General features: G+C 64.3%; 17 protein-coding genes. 3 read left to right on the top strand and 14 right to left on the bottom strand.

Features of this window, described 5'->3' with window-relative positions:
• The first annotated feature begins 229 nt into the window (after nucleotides 1-229).
• Nucleotides 230-2,140, top strand: a complete 1,911-nt coding sequence (locus ACSQ3D_RS24815; RefSeq protein ID WP_436128609.1) for an ATP-binding cassette domain-containing protein — start codon at nucleotides 230-232, stop codon at nucleotides 2,138-2,140.
• Between the two features lie 80 nt (nucleotides 2,141-2,220).
• On the opposite strand, the gene ACSQ3D_RS24810 is transcribed toward ACSQ3D_RS24815, so the two are convergent.
• The 7 genes from ACSQ3D_RS24810 to ACSQ3D_RS24780 all read right to left on the bottom strand — a co-directional run bounded on the left by ACSQ3D_RS24810 (nucleotide 2,221) and on the right by ACSQ3D_RS24780 (nucleotide 8,720).
• Complete coding sequence (locus tag ACSQ3D_RS24810; protein ID WP_056419970.1) at nucleotides 2,221-3,321, bottom strand: protein-glutamate methylesterase/protein-glutamine glutaminase; 1,101 nt, start codon at nucleotides 3,319-3,321, stop codon at nucleotides 2,221-2,223.
• 15 nt (nucleotides 3,322-3,336) lie between these two features.
• Nucleotides 3,337-4,086 (bottom strand): chemoreceptor glutamine deamidase CheD, encoded by a 750-nt coding sequence (cheD, locus tag ACSQ3D_RS24805; RefSeq protein ID WP_056419974.1) that lies wholly within the window; start codon nucleotides 4,084-4,086, stop codon nucleotides 3,337-3,339.
• Nucleotides 4,087-4,118: 32 nt separating this feature from the next.
• Nucleotides 4,119-4,955, bottom strand: a complete 837-nt coding sequence (locus ACSQ3D_RS24800; protein WP_396505014.1) for a CheR family methyltransferase — start codon at nucleotides 4,953-4,955, stop codon at nucleotides 4,119-4,121.
• Between the two features lie 163 nt (nucleotides 4,956-5,118).
• Nucleotides 5,119-5,607, bottom strand: coding sequence for a chemotaxis protein CheW (locus tag ACSQ3D_RS24795; RefSeq protein WP_056419977.1), 489 nt, complete (start codon nucleotides 5,605-5,607; stop codon nucleotides 5,119-5,121).
• 63 nt (nucleotides 5,608-5,670) lie between these two features.
• Nucleotides 5,671-7,818: a chemotaxis protein CheW gene (locus ACSQ3D_RS24790; protein ID WP_396505013.1), complete on the bottom strand. Its 2,148-nt coding sequence runs from the start codon at nucleotides 7,816-7,818 to the stop codon at nucleotides 5,671-5,673.
• 43 nt (nucleotides 7,819-7,861) lie between these two features.
• Complete coding sequence (locus ACSQ3D_RS24785) at nucleotides 7,862-8,224, bottom strand: response regulator (RefSeq protein WP_056173069.1); 363 nt, start codon at nucleotides 8,222-8,224, stop codon at nucleotides 7,862-7,864.
• A gap of 49 nt (nucleotides 8,225-8,273) precedes the next feature.
• Nucleotides 8,274-8,720, bottom strand: a complete 447-nt coding sequence (locus ACSQ3D_RS24780; RefSeq protein ID WP_056172971.1) for a hypothetical protein — start codon at nucleotides 8,718-8,720, stop codon at nucleotides 8,274-8,276.
• Between the two features lie 185 nt (nucleotides 8,721-8,905).
• Between ACSQ3D_RS24780 and ACSQ3D_RS24775 the strand changes: the two genes are divergently transcribed.
• Nucleotides 8,906-10,018 carry an ATP-binding protein gene (locus ACSQ3D_RS24775; protein WP_436128608.1) on the top strand — a complete coding sequence of 371 codons (1,113 nt, stop codon included), beginning with the start codon at nucleotides 8,906-8,908 and terminating at the stop codon, nucleotides 10,016-10,018.
• Nucleotides 10,015-10,644 carry a response regulator gene (locus tag ACSQ3D_RS24770; protein WP_056172965.1) on the top strand — a complete coding sequence of 210 codons (630 nt, stop codon included), beginning with the start codon at nucleotides 10,015-10,017 and terminating at the stop codon, nucleotides 10,642-10,644. Before ACSQ3D_RS24775 ends, ACSQ3D_RS24770 begins: the two co-directional genes overlap by 4 nt.
• Nucleotides 10,645-10,662: 18 nt before the next feature.
• On the opposite strand, the gene fliR is transcribed toward ACSQ3D_RS24770, so the two are convergent.
• The 7 genes from fliR to ACSQ3D_RS24735 form a co-directional block, all read right to left on the bottom strand.
• Nucleotides 10,663-11,427: a flagellar biosynthetic protein FliR gene (fliR, locus tag ACSQ3D_RS24765; RefSeq protein ID WP_056419985.1), complete on the bottom strand. Its 765-nt coding sequence runs from the start codon at nucleotides 11,425-11,427 to the stop codon at nucleotides 10,663-10,665.
• A 69-nt stretch (nucleotides 11,428-11,496) separates the two neighbouring features.
• Entirely contained in the window at nucleotides 11,497-11,766 is a 270-nt protein-coding gene (gene fliQ / locus ACSQ3D_RS24760; RefSeq protein WP_056419989.1) for a flagellar biosynthesis protein FliQ, read from the bottom strand.
• Nucleotides 11,767-11,777: 11 nt separating this feature from the next.
• The gene (gene fliP, locus ACSQ3D_RS24755) at nucleotides 11,778-12,488 is read right to left on the bottom strand and encodes a flagellar type III secretion system pore protein FliP (protein ID WP_235504102.1); all 711 of its coding nucleotides are present in this window, start codon (nucleotides 12,486-12,488) and stop codon (nucleotides 11,778-11,780) included.
• Nucleotides 12,489-12,540: 52 nt separating this feature from the next.
• On the bottom strand, nucleotides 12,541-12,930 hold the full coding sequence (locus tag ACSQ3D_RS24750) for a FliO/MopB family protein (protein ID WP_056419995.1): 390 nt from the start codon (nucleotides 12,928-12,930) through the stop codon (nucleotides 12,541-12,543).
• 7 nt (nucleotides 12,931-12,937) lie between these two features.
• Nucleotides 12,938-13,381 (bottom strand): flagellar motor switch protein FliN, encoded by a 444-nt coding sequence (gene fliN, locus ACSQ3D_RS24745; protein ID WP_396505010.1) that lies wholly within the window; start codon nucleotides 13,379-13,381, stop codon nucleotides 12,938-12,940.
• Entirely contained in the window at nucleotides 13,371-14,375 is a 1,005-nt protein-coding gene (gene fliM, locus ACSQ3D_RS24740; RefSeq protein WP_396505009.1) for a flagellar motor switch protein FliM, read from the bottom strand. Before fliM ends, fliN begins: the two co-directional genes overlap by 11 nt.
• 21 nt (nucleotides 14,376-14,396) lie before the next feature.
• Nucleotides 14,397-14,996 (bottom strand): flagellar basal body-associated FliL family protein, encoded by a 600-nt coding sequence (locus tag ACSQ3D_RS24735; protein ID WP_436128607.1) that lies wholly within the window; start codon nucleotides 14,994-14,996, stop codon nucleotides 14,397-14,399.
• Between the last annotated feature and the right edge of the window lie 150 nt (nucleotides 14,997-15,146).

Raw genomic sequence — 15,146 nt, 5'->3', positions numbered from 1 at the left:
TTATAGCACCGTTTTGGAGGTCGTCGCAAGAACCACGAAGAATTTGCGCCATCGGCGTGATCTTCCAAAGGCCGAGCTGGCACTGCTGCTTATATAGAGGCGTCGAGCAGTCCCTGGGGGGCGCAATGCGCCGGGAGGTCTCCAGCAGAGGCTCCGCAAGGCCAGGATCGCACGCCCGCAACACGGGACGAAGTAAGGCAATGCGCCCTCCACCGATAATCGTGCCCCTATGGCACTTATCACCCTACTCGATGCCCAACTTGCTTTTGGGCACGTCGCACTGCTGGATCACGCCGGCTTTTCTCTCGAAACGGCGGAGCGCGTCGGTCTCATCGGCCGCAATGGCGCAGGCAAGTCTTCCATGTTGAAGATTCTGGGTGGCATGGCCAAACCAGACGATGGCTCGCTGCAAGTGCAGCAAGGTGTGCGCATTGCGTTCGTGGCGCAGGAGCCCTCGCTGGACCCGTCCGCCACCATCTTCAAGGCCGCCTCCGAAGGGCTGCAGCGTGTCATTGCGATCCGGGACCAGTACCTTTCAGGCGCCGAAGGGCTGGACCTGGATGCCCTGCAGTCCGAGATCGAGGCCTACGATGCCTGGAACTGGGAGCAACGCGTGGAAGAAACGCTGCAACGCCTGCACCTGGACCCGGACGCCGTGGTTGGCACGCTGTCCGGCGGTACCAAGAAGCGGGTGGCCCTGGCGCAAGCCTTGGTGGCGCGCCCTGATGTGTTGCTGCTGGACGAACCTACCAACCACCTGGACCTGGATTCGATCGAGTGGCTGGAAGAACTGCTGATCGACTTCCCCGGCAGCGTGGTCACGATCACCCACGACCGCTCGTTCCTGGACCGGGTGGCGACGCGCATCGTGGAACTGGACCGGGGGCAACTGCGTTCCTATCCTGGCAATTTCGCGCAGTACCTGCTGCAGAAGGAAGAGCAACTGGCCCAGGAGGCGGTCATTGCCGCCAAGGCCGACAAGCTTCTGGCACAGGAAGAAGTCTGGATCCGCAGAGGGGTGGAAGCGCGGCGCACACGCAGCCAGAGCCGCATCAGCCGGCTGGAACAATTGCGCTCCAAGCGGGAAGCCCGCCGGGATGTCGTGGGCAGCGTGCGGATGGACGTTGCTTCAGGCGGCTCCAACGGCTACCAAGGGAAGATCGTTGCCGAACTCACGGATGTGAGCAAGTCGTTCGGCGAACGGGCCATCGTGCGGGGCTTCACGGGCACCATCCTGCGGGGCGACAAGGTGGGCCTGATCGGCCCGAACGGCGCTGGTAAGACGACCTTGCTCAAGTTGATCCTCGGTGAATTGCAGCCCGACAAGGGCACCATCCGCCAGGGTGCCAACCTGCAGGTCGCCTACTTTGACCAGATGCGGCACGCCATCAACCTGGACGCGACGCTGGAGGATTTCATCAGCCCTGGCAGTGAATGGATCGAGATCGGCAACCAGCGCAAGCACGTGAAGAGCTACCTGAGCGACTTCCTGTTCTCTCCTGCGCGCGCCCACTCGCCCGTGCGTTCACTGTCTGGCGGGGAGCGCAACCGCCTCCTGCTGGCGCGGCTGTTCGCACGCCCCGCCAATGTGCTGGTGCTCGACGAGCCGACCAACGACCTGGACATCGACACCCTGGATCTGCTGGAAGAGCTGCTGGAGAACTACGACGGCACCGTGTTCCTGGTCAGCCACGACAGAACCTTCCTGGACAACGTCGTCACCAGCACCATTGCCTTTGAAGGTGACGGCCTCTGGCGCGAATACGAGGGCGGGGTTCAGGACTGGCTGCTGCAATCCAAACGCAGCCGCGCGTTGAACGCTTCCGCAGCGGCGTCGGCGACCACAGCCGCCAAGGCCGACAGCGAAAGTCCCGACAAGAATCCGGCCCAGCGCGCTTCCGGCGAGCCTGCGGCAGCACCCAGGAAGAAGCTCAGCTACAAGGAGCAGCGCGAGCTCGAACAGTTGCCTGCCCGCATCGCTGCGCTGGAAGAAGAACAAAAGACACTGCAGGACGGGCTGTCAGATGGGCGCCTGTACAGCACCGACCCTGCCCGCGCTGCGGCCATGGGCGTGCGGTCGGGCGAGATCGACGATGAACTGATGGAAGCGCTGGAGCGCTGGACAGCTTTGTCCGCGTGATGCATGCCCGGGGGCTCCCGGAGCTGCGCAGTGCCCCAAGAACTGCGCCAGGGCTCCGCAGGCGGCGCCCCGGCCATCGCTCAGATGCGGTGGTGCAGCCGGTCGGTCGCCCCGCGCAGGCGGCTGATCAATGCGGGCGCGATCTGCCCCAGCGGCAGCACCTCGTCCGCGGCGCCGTGGGCAATGGCCTCGCGCGGCATGCCGAACACGATGCAGGTCGCTTCGTCCTGCACATAGTTGTAGCTGCCCGCGTCCTTCATCTCCCGCATGGCGGCGGCGCCGTCGTTGCCCATGCCGGTGAGCATGATGCCGAACGCATTGCGCCCCACCACCGCGGCGGCAGACTTGAACAACACCTCGACCGAAGGCTTGTGCCGGTTCACCGGCGGGCCGTCGTCCACCACCGCCACATAGTTGGCGCCACTGCGCGCGACATGGAACTGCGTCCCGCCCGGTGCAATGTAGGCATGGCCAGGCAGGATGCGCTCGCCGTTGACCGCCTCTTTCACCGTGATCTGGCACAGGCCATTCAGGCGCGCGGCAAAGCTCGTGGTGAAACCCGGCGGCATGTGCTGCGTGATCACGATCGCCGGGGAGTCGGCGGGCATGTGCACCAGCACTTCCTTGATCGCCTCGGTACCGCCGGTCGACGCGCCGATGCAGATCAGCTTCTCGGTCGACAACCGGCCCAGCAGGGCCGATGACGACGACGGCGGCGCCACGGCACTGCCGGCATGGCCCGGCACCGCGGCCTCCCGGGCCGGGGCCCGGCGCACCTGTGCGACCGCTGCGACGCGGATCTTCTCCACAATCAACGACGCCAGATCATTGAGCCCGCTGGCCAGGCCGACACGCGGCTTGGCCACGAAGTCGACGGCGCCCAGTTCCAGCGCCTTCATCGTCACCTCGGCACCGCGCTCGGTCAGCGTCGAGATCATCACGACCGGCATCGGGCGCAGCCGCATCAGGCGGCCGAGAAAATCGATGCCGTCCATGCGGGGCATCTCGACGTCCAGCGTGATGACATCGGGATTGAGCTCGCGGATCATCTCGCGTGCGATCAAGGGGTCATTCGCGGTGCCGATGCACTCCATGTCCCTCTGCCGGTTGATGATCTCGGACAGCAGACTCCGGACCAGTGCCGAATCGTCCACCACGATCACCCGGATTTTCCTGCTCATTCACTCACGCTTTCTTTAAAACAGATCCACAGAGCCGCCGGAAGTGGTCTTGGCCACGTTGGCGGCATTGCCCTTGACTTCCTGGGCCACCAGAGCCTCCGGATGGGCATGTGCCAGTCGCTTGACCATGGCTTTCCCGGTCACGGGAAAGAAGACCACCTTGCGCGGGTAGATGTCCAGCACGTCTTCGGAGACGATGGGAATGCGCTCGGTGTGCAGATAATTCAGAACAAAATTGGTGTTGCGCTCGCCCACGTTCATCGTGGTGAAGTTGTGCATGACCTGCGCGCCACCGAAGATCTTGGCCTGCATGGTCTCCCGCCGGGCACCCTGCTTCATCATCTCGTTGATGAGCAGTTCCATGGCGTACGAGCCATAGCGACCCGATGCATCCGCCACATCGCCGTCGGGCAGCATGAAGTGGTTCATGCCGCCGATGCGCGCACGGCTGTCCCACAGGCAGGCGGCGATGCACGAGCCCAGGACCGTCATGATGACCATGTTTTCGTCGGCAACGAAGTACTCTCCGGGCAGGACCTTGACCGCGTTGTGCTGGAAGTGGTGGTCCAGATAGAAGAACGAGGCCTCGCCCGGCTTGCGCGAACGTGCCTTGAGGTCCTGGAGCGACGACTCCCGGGCGGGTGCATTTCCGGCTGAATAGATGTCCGCGCTCAGCGGTGCAATGCGCGGTGCGCGCCGCCGCTCCGCCGAGCCGCCCGCGGCGGCTGCCAGAGAGGGGGATGATCCTGCTTGAATGTTGGTCATGGTGCTAGGTGCGGTGCGACAACATGGACAGGTCAACGGCGCTCGTACACCGTCTTGCCACGCAGCGTAAACAGGTCTCGGGACTCACTGAAGTTCTCCGCGTGGCCCACGAACAGCATGCCGCCGGGCTTGAGCACCCGGTGGATTCTCTCCAGCACGCGCCGCTGCGTGGGTGCATCAAAGTAGATCATGACGTTGCGGCAGAAGACCACGTCGAATGGTTCCTTGAACGGCCAGTCGTCGCGGATCAGATTCACACTCATGAAGTCGATGGCGCGGCGCAGCTCGGGCTTGGCCCGCACCATGCCCGTGTTGCCGGCCTTGCCGCGAAGAAAGAACTTCTGCAGGCGCTCCGGGCTCAGGCCCTTGAGGCCGTCCAGCCGGTACACGCCCTGCGCCGCGGTCGCCAGCACCCGCGAATCGATGTCGCTGGCCGTGAGCTTGAACGAACCATTGGCCCCCAGCGCTTCGAAAGCGGTCATGACGATGGAATACGGCTCCTCGCCCGTGGACGCAGCATTGCACCAGACGCGCCAGTTGGTGCCCGGCTTGCCTCGCAGGTGCGAGGCAAAGATTTCGAAATGGTGCTGCTCGCGAAAAAAGGCCGTCAGGTTGGTGGTGAGCGCATTGATGAATTCCTGCCATTCAGGCCCATCGTGCGTCTCCAGCCAACCCAGGTAGTCGTGAAAACTCGAGTGGCCGGTGTCCCGCAGACGGCGGGACAGGCGGCTGTACACCATGGCATGCTTGCCGTCGTGCAGGCTGATGCCGGCGCGCTGGTAGATCAGGGCTTGCACCCGGGCAAAATCGGCATTGGTCCAGACGAACTCCCGCCCTTGCGCCAAAGGCCCCGATGGCGCGGCGGCCATGGCGGGCTCCGCCCGGGACGCTGGGGATCGGGCTGAAGCTGATGCGCTGATGGGTTGGGCCATATTGATCATCCGACGGGAAGTTCTGTTCACTCCAAGAGATCTACAAGCCACAGTGGCGAGCCGGCACCGGGCCGGCATCGCCAGTCCATGCCGGTATGCCTTATTCGTTGGCGGCCACCAGCCCCATGTCCAGGCCGGACATGAGTTTCTCGATGTCCAGCAGGATCAGCATGCGTTCGCCGACCGAGCCCAGGCCCAGGATGCAGCTGGCGTCGATCGCGCTCTCGATGTCGGGTGCGGAACGGATGCTTTCAGGCGTCAGCTCCATCACGTCGCTCACGGAGTCCACCACGATCCCGACCACGCGGTTGCGCAGGTTCAGGATGATGACCACGGTGAAGCTGTTGTAGTCGGCCTGCGCGCAATTGAACTTGATGCGCATGTCCACGATGGGCACGATGGTGCCGCGCAGGTTGACCACGCCCTTGATGAAGCTGGGCGCGTTCGCAATCCGCGTCGGCGGCTCGTAGCCACGGATTTCCTGCACTTTGAGGATGTCGATGCCGTACTCTTCCTGATCGAGACGGAACGTGAGGTATTCCCGCGTACCGGTTGGCACCGCTTCTGCTGTCTTTCCAATCACACTCATGGTGCACACTCCTTTTTAAGCCGCGCCGCCCGCTGCGGGCTGGCGCGCTCGAATCGCTTGAAACTAGTGGCGCGCCCTGCGCACCAGACCGCCTGTATCCAGAATCAGGGCCACCGTGCCATCGCCCAGAATGGTCGCGCCAGACACGTTGGGCACCTTGCGGTAGTTCGATTCCAGGTTCTTGACCACCACCTGGTGCTGGCCCAGAAGCTCATCCACCAGCAAGGCCACACGGCTGCCATCGGCCTCCACCACCACCATGATGTTGCTGGACTTGTTGGGATCGAAACGCGGCACCTGGAAGATCTTCTCCAGCGCGATCACCGGCATGTACTCGTCGCGCACCTTCACCAGCTGGGAGCCTTGGGCCACGGTGCTCACATCGTCCGCGTTGACCTGGAAGGACTCGACCACCGACGACAGCGGCAGAATGTAGACCTCGTCGCTCACCCCGACCGACATGCCGTCCATGATGGCCAGCGTCAGCGGCAGGCGAACGGAAACCTTCATGCCGTAGCCTTCGGCGGAATCGATCTCGACCGAACCGTTCAAGGCGGCGATATTGCGCTTGACCACGTCCATGCCGACACCGCGGCCGGACACGTCGGTGACCTCGTCGGCCGTGGAGAAGCCGGGCGCAAAGATCAGCTGCCACACCTCGGCATCGCTCATCTGCTCGGACACGTCCAGGCCGCGCTCCTGCGCCTTCTTCAGGATCTTCTCGCGCGACAGCCCGCGCCCGTCGTCGCGCACCTCGATCACGATGGAGCCGCCCTGGTGGGAGGCCGACAAGGTGATGGTTCCGTGCTCCGACTTGCCCTTGGCCAGGCGGTCCGCCGGCATTTCGATGCCGTGGTCGCAGCTGTTGCGCACCAGGTGGGTCAGCGGATCGGTGATCTTCTCCACCAGGCCCTTGTCCAGTTCGGTCGCTTCACCCAGCGTGACCAACTCCACCTTCTTGCCCAGCTTGTTGGCCAGGTCGCGCAGCATGCGCGGGAACCGGCTGAACACGATGGACATGGGGATCATGCGGATCGACATGACCGATTCCTGCAGATCGCGCGTGTTGCGGTCCAGATCGGCCAGGCCTGCCAGCAACTGCTGGTAGGCACCCGCATCCAGGCCACGGCTGTTCTGGGCCAGCATGGCCTGCGTGATCACCAGCTCGCCCACCAGGTTGATGAGCTGGTCGACCTTCTTGACGTCCACGCGGATGGTGGTGGACTCCATTTGCGCCTGCATGGCAGCCTTGGGCTCGGCGGCCTTGGGCGCAGCAGCCTTGGCGGGCACGGGTGCCTGCGCCGCGGCCTGGGGGGCGTCCGAAGGTGCGCCGGGCGCGTCGTTGAAGAAACCGTAGGGGGCCTCTGCGCCCGATCCATCCACAGCCACCAGGACTTCTTCGTCATCTGCCGCGGGCTGCGCGCTGTCCGGCGCGGCCGCATCACGGATGACCACCTGCTCCTTCGAGACATGGAATGCGAACAGGTCCAGCAGGTCGTCGTTGGTGGAGGTGGTCTCCACGGCGAACAGACGGGTGTTCGGCTGGGCCGTTTCGAGGTCCTGGATGGCGCCGAGCCCGGGAATATCGCGGAACAGTTCCTTGATGGCGTCCGCCTGCTGCAGACGCTCCAGCGGGCCGATCTGGATTTCGAGCTTGCGCGCCTGCCCTGCCACCGCAGGCGTGGCCGGCTTGGGTGCAGGCGCCGGAGCCACGGCGGCCGGTGCGGGCGCGGGTGGCGGCGGGGGGGGTGGCGGTGCCGCAGCGGCGGGAGCGTCGCCAGGCACCTGCCCTGCGGCCAGGTCGCTGATCCGGCGCACCAGCGATGCGGTGGACACCGCCTCGCCCTGCCCACCCGCCTGATGGCGGGCCAGCAGGCTGCGCGAGGCGTCGGCAGATTCGAGCAGTACGTCCACCATCTGCGGGATCGGCTGCAATTCGTGGCGGCGCAGCCGGTCCAGCAGCGACTCCATCTGGTGCGTCAGTTCCGCCACATCGGAAAAACCGAAGGTGGCAGAGCCACCCTTGATCGAGTGGGCGCAACGGAAGATGCCGTTGAGTTCCTCGTCATTGGCATTGACCAGATCCAGGTTGAGGAGCATGTGCTCCATCTGGTCCAGGTTCTCCCCGGCCTCTTCAAAGAAGATCTGATAGAACTGGCTCAGGTCGAAGTCAGCGCCCCCGCCCGATCCTTCTTGGTAGGTATCCGCCATCGTAGGCTCCTGCTGTGTACTGGGTGATCCGGGCCGGGTCGGCTCAGCGGATCACTTTCTGGATGACTTCGATCAGGCGATTGGGATCAAAGGGCTTGACCAGCCAGCCCGTCGCACCCGCAGTGCGCCCTGCCTGTTTCATCTGGTCGCTGGACTCGGTGGTCAGGATCAGAATGGGAATGGTCTTGAATTTCGGGTTTTCGCGCAGTTTGCGGGTCAGGCCAATGCCATCGAGCCGCGGCATGTTCTGGTCGGCCAGCACGAGATCGATGTCGTGGCTCTCGGCCTTTTCCAGGGCATCCTGCCCATCCACCGCCTCCACAACGTGATAGCCGGCACCCGTCAGGGTGAACGACACCATTTTCCGCATGGAGGGTGAATCATCTACGGCAAGGATCGATTGCATGTATGGCTCCAACTGACTTGAATATATAGGTTAACCAGCGGTGTAAAGGTCAGAACAGGTCCACCGAACCTGCATCCATCTCGCTCTGCGTGACCGGGTTCGGACGGTCCGGCGCCATTTCGGCAAAGGGCGCCGCTTCCTCTCCGTCCTCGTGGCCCATGGCCTCCGAGGCCAGCCTGAAAGCGCATCCTTGGAGCACCTTGGTGGTGTGCCAGATCAATTGGGACGCCATGTCCTGGAACTGAAGCTCGGTCACTGCATTGCGCAACGCAGCCCGCGCCGCCACCAATTCCGGTGAATGGGCCACGGTCTCATCGGTCAGCACGGCATTGGCCTCGCCAAAGCGCTCCATGAGGTTGTCGGTGGCATGGCTCAGCAGTCCCTCCAGCCGGTGGAGGTCATGCATGACGACCAGCAAGGAGTCTTGCAACTCCGCCGCCACCATGACGGGAACCTGGACAGCAGGTCCTCCAGAGGTTGTTAGCGTAGATTGCATCGTTTCTCCATCGCAGCACGCAGCAGCACAGCACGCAAAAAACACAGGACTACGATACACGTACAGCAGCCAAAACCGGTGCACGCACCGCGGCGTTATCGCCCCATTGGACGCGTACGCTGAAACCGCCCCAACCGGACAAACACCCTTGTTTGTTCCAATTTGTATCCTATGATAGCGCCCCTATGGTCACCATAGCATCAGACCAGACCCTGAACATCCTGCATCTTGAAGATTCACTGACGGATCACGACCTCACGGCCAGGATCTTGCGGCGCTCCGGTCTCCAATGCCACCTCCAGAGGGTAGATACGCTCCCCGAGTTTCAAAAGGCCACCGATCAGCAGCCTTTTGACATCATCCTGGCAGATTACCGCCTGCCCGGGTTCACCGCACTGGACGCCTGGTCGCATGTGGCGCAAAAGCCGCAACACCCCCCTTTTGTGCTGCTGTCGGGTGCCATTGGCGAAGCCGCTGCGGTCGATGCCATGCGTCTGGGCATTGCCGATTACCTGCTCAAAGACGATCTGCAGCGCCTGCCCCATGTGATTGCGCGGACGCTGGAAGTGCACGACGCACGCCGGGCCCGCGAGCAGGCGGTCGCGGACCTGGCCGCCTCCGAACGCCGCCTGGCGGACCTCACCGAGCACCTGCAACTGTCGATCGAGCAGGAGCGGGCCTCCATCGCCCGCGAGATCCACGACGACATCGGCGGCGCACTGACAGCCGTGCGCTTTGATGTGGCGTGGATCGGACGCCACAGCGCCGATCCGGCCATGCAGGAGCACGCCGCATCGGCGGCCGACATGCTGCAGCACGCCATCGGGGCCAGCCAGCGCATCATGATGAATTTGCGCCCTCCGATCCTCGAGCAAGGCTTGGTGGCCGCGGTGCAGTGGCTGGCCGACGGTTTCGAGCGCCGCACGGGCGTCCCGGCCCGGGTGGTCAGCAGCAGCGACACCCTGCACACCACGCCCGAGATCCAGCTGGTGGCCTACCGCACCGCGCAAGAGGCCCTGACCAACATTTCCAAACACGCCCACCCTCGCAAGGTCCACATCGAGCTGTCGGACAGGGAGGAGGTGCTCACCCTCGAAGTCACCGACGACGGGCGCGGTATCGATGCGCAGATGCGCGACAAGCCCAAGGCCTTCGGCCTCAAGGGCCTGCACGAGCGTGCGCGCACCGTGGGCGGGTGGCTCGATATCAGCAGCCGGCCGGGCCATGGAACGTCCGTGATCCTGTCCATACCGCTAACATCACAGGCCATACCACCCGATTCTGGAGATGCTCAGTGATTCATGTGGTCCTGTGTGATGACCATGCCGTGCTGCGGCGCGGGATTCGCGACACACTGGCCGACGCGCCCGACATCGAGGTCACTGGTGAGGCCGGGGGCTACTCCGAGCTCAGGGACGTGCTGCGCACGGCCACCTGCGATGTGCTGCTGCTGGACTTGAACATGCCGGGCCGCAGCGGCCTGGAGGTGCTCACCAGCCTGCGCGAAACCCACTCGGCCATCAAGGTCCTGGTGGTGTCGATGTACCCCGAGGACCAGTACGCGCTGCGCTGCCTGAAAGCGGGGGCGCAAGGCTATGCCAACAAGGCGGGCGATCCGGTCGAGTTGATCGCCGCCGTGCGCACCGTCATGCAGGGCCGCAAGTACCTCACGGCAGAGGTGGCCCAGATGCTGGCGGACAGCCTGGCGCAGCCGACGCCCGAGCTGCCCCACACCACGCTGTCCGAACGCGAGTTGCAGACCCTGGTCAAGATCGCGTCCGGCAGGCGCCTTTCGGACATTGCCGAAGAGCTGATGCTGAGCCCCAAGACCGTGAGCGTCTACCGCTCTCGCGTGCTCGAAAAACTCAAGCTCTCCAACAACGCGGAGCTGACGGTCTACGCCATCCGCAACGGACTGGTGTAGCGCGCCCGGCGCCGCCACCTAACGGGCGAACAGATCGACCGCCTGCTGCATCAGGGCCAGCACGGGCTGCTCCAGCAAAGGCAGCGTCGCCACGATGCCCAGCATCCCGACCGTCAGCGTGACCGGGAAACCCACCGAATAGATGTTCATCTGTGGGGCCACCCGGGAAATGATGCCCAGCGTCAGGTTGACGAAGAGCAGCAGCGCAATCATGGGCAGCGCAATCCACAGCGCGCTCGAGAACAGCGATGCGCCCAGCTCGTGCACCCGCATCTGGCCCAGCGCCTGCATGAAGTTCCCGTTGACCGGGAACCGCTCGAAGCTCTTCACCACGGCCATGAGGATCAGCAGGTGCCCGTTGATCACCACGAAGAGCAGCAAGGACATGTGTCCGAAGAACCGCGCCACGGCGCTGATCTGGGTGTTGGACGATGGGTCGAAGAACGACGCGAAATTGAGCCCCATCTGCAGGCCGATGAGTTCGCCCGCCAGCTCCACCGCAGCAAACACGAGCCGGATCGCAAAGCCGATGGCCAGCCCCACGATCACCTGCTGGGCCACAGCCGCCATCGCTTCGCGCCCATTGACGCTGATGACCGGCTGCTCGCCCAGCACCCCCTGCGCGCACAGCGCCACCAGGAACGCCAGGCCCACCTTCACCCGCATGGGAATGACGCGCATGGAGAACACCGGTGCGACCGAGAACACGGCCAGGACCCGCAGAAAGGGCCACAGGATGGGCGACAGCCACGCCATCAGCTGGGCTTCCGAGAAAGTGATCACGCGCAGTCCTCAGCGGGCAAAGAAGGCAAGGGCCCGGCGTCGCTCCGTACCAGGGGCACAGGCTGGCGCCTAGCCGATCACCGACGGGATGGACTCGATCGTCCGGCGAATGAAGTCCACCAGCGTGCTGATCATCCAGGGACCGGCAATGGCAAACACCACCATCGCGGCGATCAGCTTGGGCACGAACGCCAGCGTGGCTTCATGGATCTGCGTGACGGCCTGGAAAATGCTCACCACCAGACCGACCGCCATCACCACGCCAAGCACGGGCATGGAGATCATCAGCAGCAGCGTCAGGGCATCGCGCCCGATGGTCAGCACCATTTGCGAGGTCATTGCAGGCTCCTTCAGGGTACGAAGCTGGCCGCCAGCGACCCGATCAGCAGGTTCCAGCCATCGGCCAGCACGAACAGCATGAGTTTGAACGGCAGCGCGACCAGCACGGGCGACAGCATCATCATGCCCAGCGACATGAGGATGCTGGACACCACCATGTCGATCACCAGAAACGGGATGAAGATCATGAAGCCGATTTGAAACGCCGACTTCAGCTCACTGGTGACAAACGCCGGCACCAGCACGCGCAACGGCGCCGTCTCGGCCGTGACCTTGGGGTCCAGGCGGGCCAGGCGTGAAAAGAGCGCAAAGTCGGACTGCCGGGTCTGCTTGAGCATGAAGCTGCGCATGGGCGCCTCGGCCTTCTCCAGCGCCTGCTCGAAGGTGATGGCGTTGGTGGTGTACGGCACGTAGGCGTCCTGGTACACCCGGTCGAGCGTGGGCCCCATGACGAAGAACGTCAGGAACAGCGACAGCCCGATGATGACCTGATTGGGCGGCGCCGACTGCGTGCCCAGCGCCTGCCGCAACAGCGACAGCACGATCACGATGCGCGTGAAGCCGGTCATCATGAGCAGGACCGCGGGCAGGAAGGACAGGGCCGTGAAGAACAGCAGTGTCTGGATGGGCACGGAATAACTCGTGCCTGCCGGGCCGCTGCCCACGACCAGCGGCAACGCGCCACCGGCAGCCTGCGCCAGCGCCGGGCCGTGCAGCGACATGCCCAGAGCCCCGAGGCCCCCGATGGCCACCAGGCGGCGCAACGCAAGCCTGTCAACCATGGGGCGGCTTCCCGGTGCCCGCCACAGCCATCGCGACTTCCTGTGCAAACGAGTTGTCCGTGCGCACGGTCCCGGCGACGGGGCTCGCGCCCCCCGCCGGCACACCCTGGCCCACGGCGGCAGGAGCGCTTGGCAACACATGCAGGCAGCTCACGTTCTGGGCGGTCACGCCCAGCACCAGCCAGGTGCGCGCATGTTCGGGCCCCACCTCCACCGTGACCACGCGCTGCTGCGGCCCCACCGCCACCACCGACAACACGCGGGACGCGGTGCCTGCAGCCATCGAGCTGGCAGCGTGGCGCTGCTGCAAGCGCTTGACCAGCCACGGCAGGCAGGCCATGGCGCCCACGAAGAGCACCACGACCAGCAAGGTCTGGGTCATGCCGGCGCTATCCACGGCTGACACGGCGCAAGCGCTCGGAAGGCGTCACCACATCGGTCAGGCGGATACCGAACTTATCGTTCACGACCACCACCTCGCCTTGCGCGATGAGGTAGCCATTGACCAGCACATCCATGGGCTCGCCGGCCAGCGCATCCAATTCGACGACCGAGCCCTGCGCCAGCTGCAGGATGTATTTGATCGGCACCTTGGTGCGGCCCAGCTCCACCGACAGCTGCACCGGAATGTCCAGCACCATGTTGATGTCGTTGACGGTATCGCCGCCACCACCGGCCCCGGAGAAAGGCCGCACGGGCTCACCCGACAGGGGCCCGCCCTGCTCGCCATCGGACGGCTTGGCGTCCGTGCTCTTTTGCTCTTCCAGCGCCTCGGCCCAACCCGCAAACGGGTCTTCCGCGGCCGCGTCCTTGTTGTCTTCTTCAGTTGCCATCTTTTTCTCCCAGCCAGCTCATGTCCGAACTACGCAGGCACTCTTCAATGCGAATGGCGTACTTGGAATTGTGGGTTCCGTACTGGCATTCAAAAATTGGAACTCCGCCGATCGACGCACGGATGCGCGGCTCACGGTCGAGTTCGATGAAATCGCCGGGCTTCATGGCCAGCAATTGCTCCACGGTGGCATCGGCTTTCGCCAGCTCTGCCACCAGGGTCACCTCGGCCGCCTGGATCTCGCGTGTCAGCACCCGCACCCAGCGGCGGTCCACCTCGATGGAGTCGCCCTGCGTGGACGAATACAGCACATCGCGGATGGGCTCCAGCGTGGCATACGGCATGCAGATGTGGATCGCGCCGGAGAGGTCGCCGATTTCCAGCTGGAACGCCGTGGACACCACGATTTCGCTGGGCGTGGCGATGTTGGCGAACTGCGGCTGCATTTCCGAGCGCTGGTATTCGAGCTCCAGCGGGTAGATGCCCTGCCAGGCCTTCTTGTATTCCGTGCAGATCACGTCGACCAGCCGGTTGATGACCCGTTGCTCCGTGGGCGAGAAATCCCGCCCTTCGATCCGCGTCTGGAACTTGCCCACGCCGCCGTACAGCGTGTCGATGATGCCGAACACCAGGGAGGGCTCGCACACGATCAGCCCGCTGCCGCGCAGCGGGCGGATGGCCACGATGTTGAAGTTGGTGGGCACCGCCAGCTCGCGCAGGAATGCGCTGTAGCGCTGCACCGACACCGTGCCCACCGAAATCTCGGGGCTGCGGCGGATGAAGTTGAACAGGCCGATGCGGAAGTTGCGCGCGAACCGCTCGTTGACGATTTCCATCGTCGGCATGCGGCCGCGGACGATGCGCTCCTGGCTGGAGATGTCGTAGGTGCGGACGGAGCCCGCCTCGGCCACTTCCTCGACCGACTTCTGGCTTTCGCCCGTCACCCCCTCCAGTAGGGCGTCGACCTCTTCCTGCGAAAGAAACGAATCACTCATGACGGCTGGTCCTTGCGCGTGTCATTGGATGATGAAGTTGGAAAAAAGCACGCGGCGCACCGGGTTGCGCGGCTCCGCCCGGCGGCGCGCGGGGCGCTCTTCCTCATCATCGGCGGACCCCTTCTCGCGGGCGCGCTCTCGTTCGCGTTCACGCTCGGTGGGCACCGAGTAGCCCAGGGGCCGCGAGACTTCGCGCAACACATCGGTCGCCAGCTTTTCCTTGCCCTCGCGCTGCAGCAGTTCGCTGGATGTGCGCTGCGACACCAGCATGAGGATGCCGCTGCGGATGGACGGCAGGTACTGCTTGACCTGCTCGGCGGTCTTCGCATCGTCCACTTCCAGGGTGATGCCGATCTGCGCGAACCGGTCGCCGCCAGGGTCGGCCAGGTTGACCACCATGTTCTCCAGCGGCAAAAAAGTGGGCGCGACCTTGGGCGTCTCTTTTTCCTTGTGGGCGGCCTTTTCTTCGCCGTCCTCGGCATCGGCGTGCGACCGGCTGGAGATGAACCACGCCGCAGCACCGCCACCGATCACCAGCACGGCCACCACCACGCCGATGATGATGATCAGCATCTTCTTGCTTTTGGCCGGAGGTGCTGCTGCGGGGGTATTGGCTGACACGATGCGGGTTCCTTGCGGTAGTGAGCAAGCCGCGCCTGCGCCATCAGGGGGCGGGCAAAGCTGGATGGCCCATTATTGGGCGAAGAGGCAACCAATAATAGCCAGAATAAAAGCCATAAACCATGGCATTCAGCACGCTCCCCCTGCCCC

Source organism: Acidovorax sp. LjRoot117 (genome assembly GCF_964252695.1).
Classification (GTDB): domain Bacteria; phylum Pseudomonadota; class Gammaproteobacteria; order Burkholderiales; family Burkholderiaceae_C; genus Acidovorax.
This window is presented reverse-complemented; position numbering and strand designations above follow the sequence as displayed.

Bases quoted from the DNA above. Each gene is read 5' to 3' on its own strand.
- ACSQ3D_RS24815 (WP_436128609.1), top strand. From the start codon at position 230: ATGGCACTTATCACCCTACTCGATGCCCAACTTGCTTTTGGGCACGTC.
- ACSQ3D_RS24810 (WP_056419970.1), bottom strand. From the start codon at position 3,321: ATGAGCAGGAAAATCCGGGTGATCGTGGTGGACGATTCGGCACTGGTC.
- cheD (WP_056419974.1), bottom strand. From the start codon at position 4,086: ATGACCAACATTCAAGCAGGATCATCCCCCTCTCTGGCAGCCGCCGCG.
- ACSQ3D_RS24800 (WP_396505014.1), bottom strand. From the start codon at position 4,955: ATGGCCGCCGCGCCATCGGGGCCTTTGGCGCAAGGGCGGGAGTTCGTC.
- ACSQ3D_RS24795 (WP_056419977.1), bottom strand. From the start codon at position 5,607: ATGAGTGTGATTGGAAAGACAGCAGAAGCGGTGCCAACCGGTACGCGG.
- ACSQ3D_RS24790 (WP_396505013.1), bottom strand. From the start codon at position 7,818: ATGGCGGATACCTACCAAGAAGGATCGGGCGGGGGCGCTGACTTCGAC.
- ACSQ3D_RS24785 (WP_056173069.1), bottom strand. From the start codon at position 8,224: ATGCAATCGATCCTTGCCGTAGATGATTCACCCTCCATGCGGAAAATG.
- ACSQ3D_RS24780 (WP_056172971.1), bottom strand. From the start codon at position 8,720: ATGCAATCTACGCTAACAACCTCTGGAGGACCTGCTGTCCAGGTTCCC.
- ACSQ3D_RS24775 (WP_436128608.1), top strand. From the start codon at position 8,906: ATGGTCACCATAGCATCAGACCAGACCCTGAACATCCTGCATCTTGAA.
- fliQ (WP_056419989.1), bottom strand. From the start codon at position 11,766: ATGACCTCGCAAATGGTGCTGACCATCGGGCGCGATGCCCTGACGCTG.
- fliP (WP_235504102.1), bottom strand. From the start codon at position 12,488: ATGTCGCTGCACGGCCCGGCGCTGGCGCAGGCTGCCGGTGGCGCGTTG.
- ACSQ3D_RS24750 (WP_056419995.1), bottom strand. From the start codon at position 12,930: ATGACCCAGACCTTGCTGGTCGTGGTGCTCTTCGTGGGCGCCATGGCC.
- fliN (WP_396505010.1), bottom strand. From the start codon at position 13,381: ATGGCAACTGAAGAAGACAACAAGGACGCGGCCGCGGAAGACCCGTTT.
- fliM (WP_396505009.1), bottom strand. From the start codon at position 14,375: ATGAGTGATTCGTTTCTTTCGCAGGAAGAGGTCGACGCCCTACTGGAG.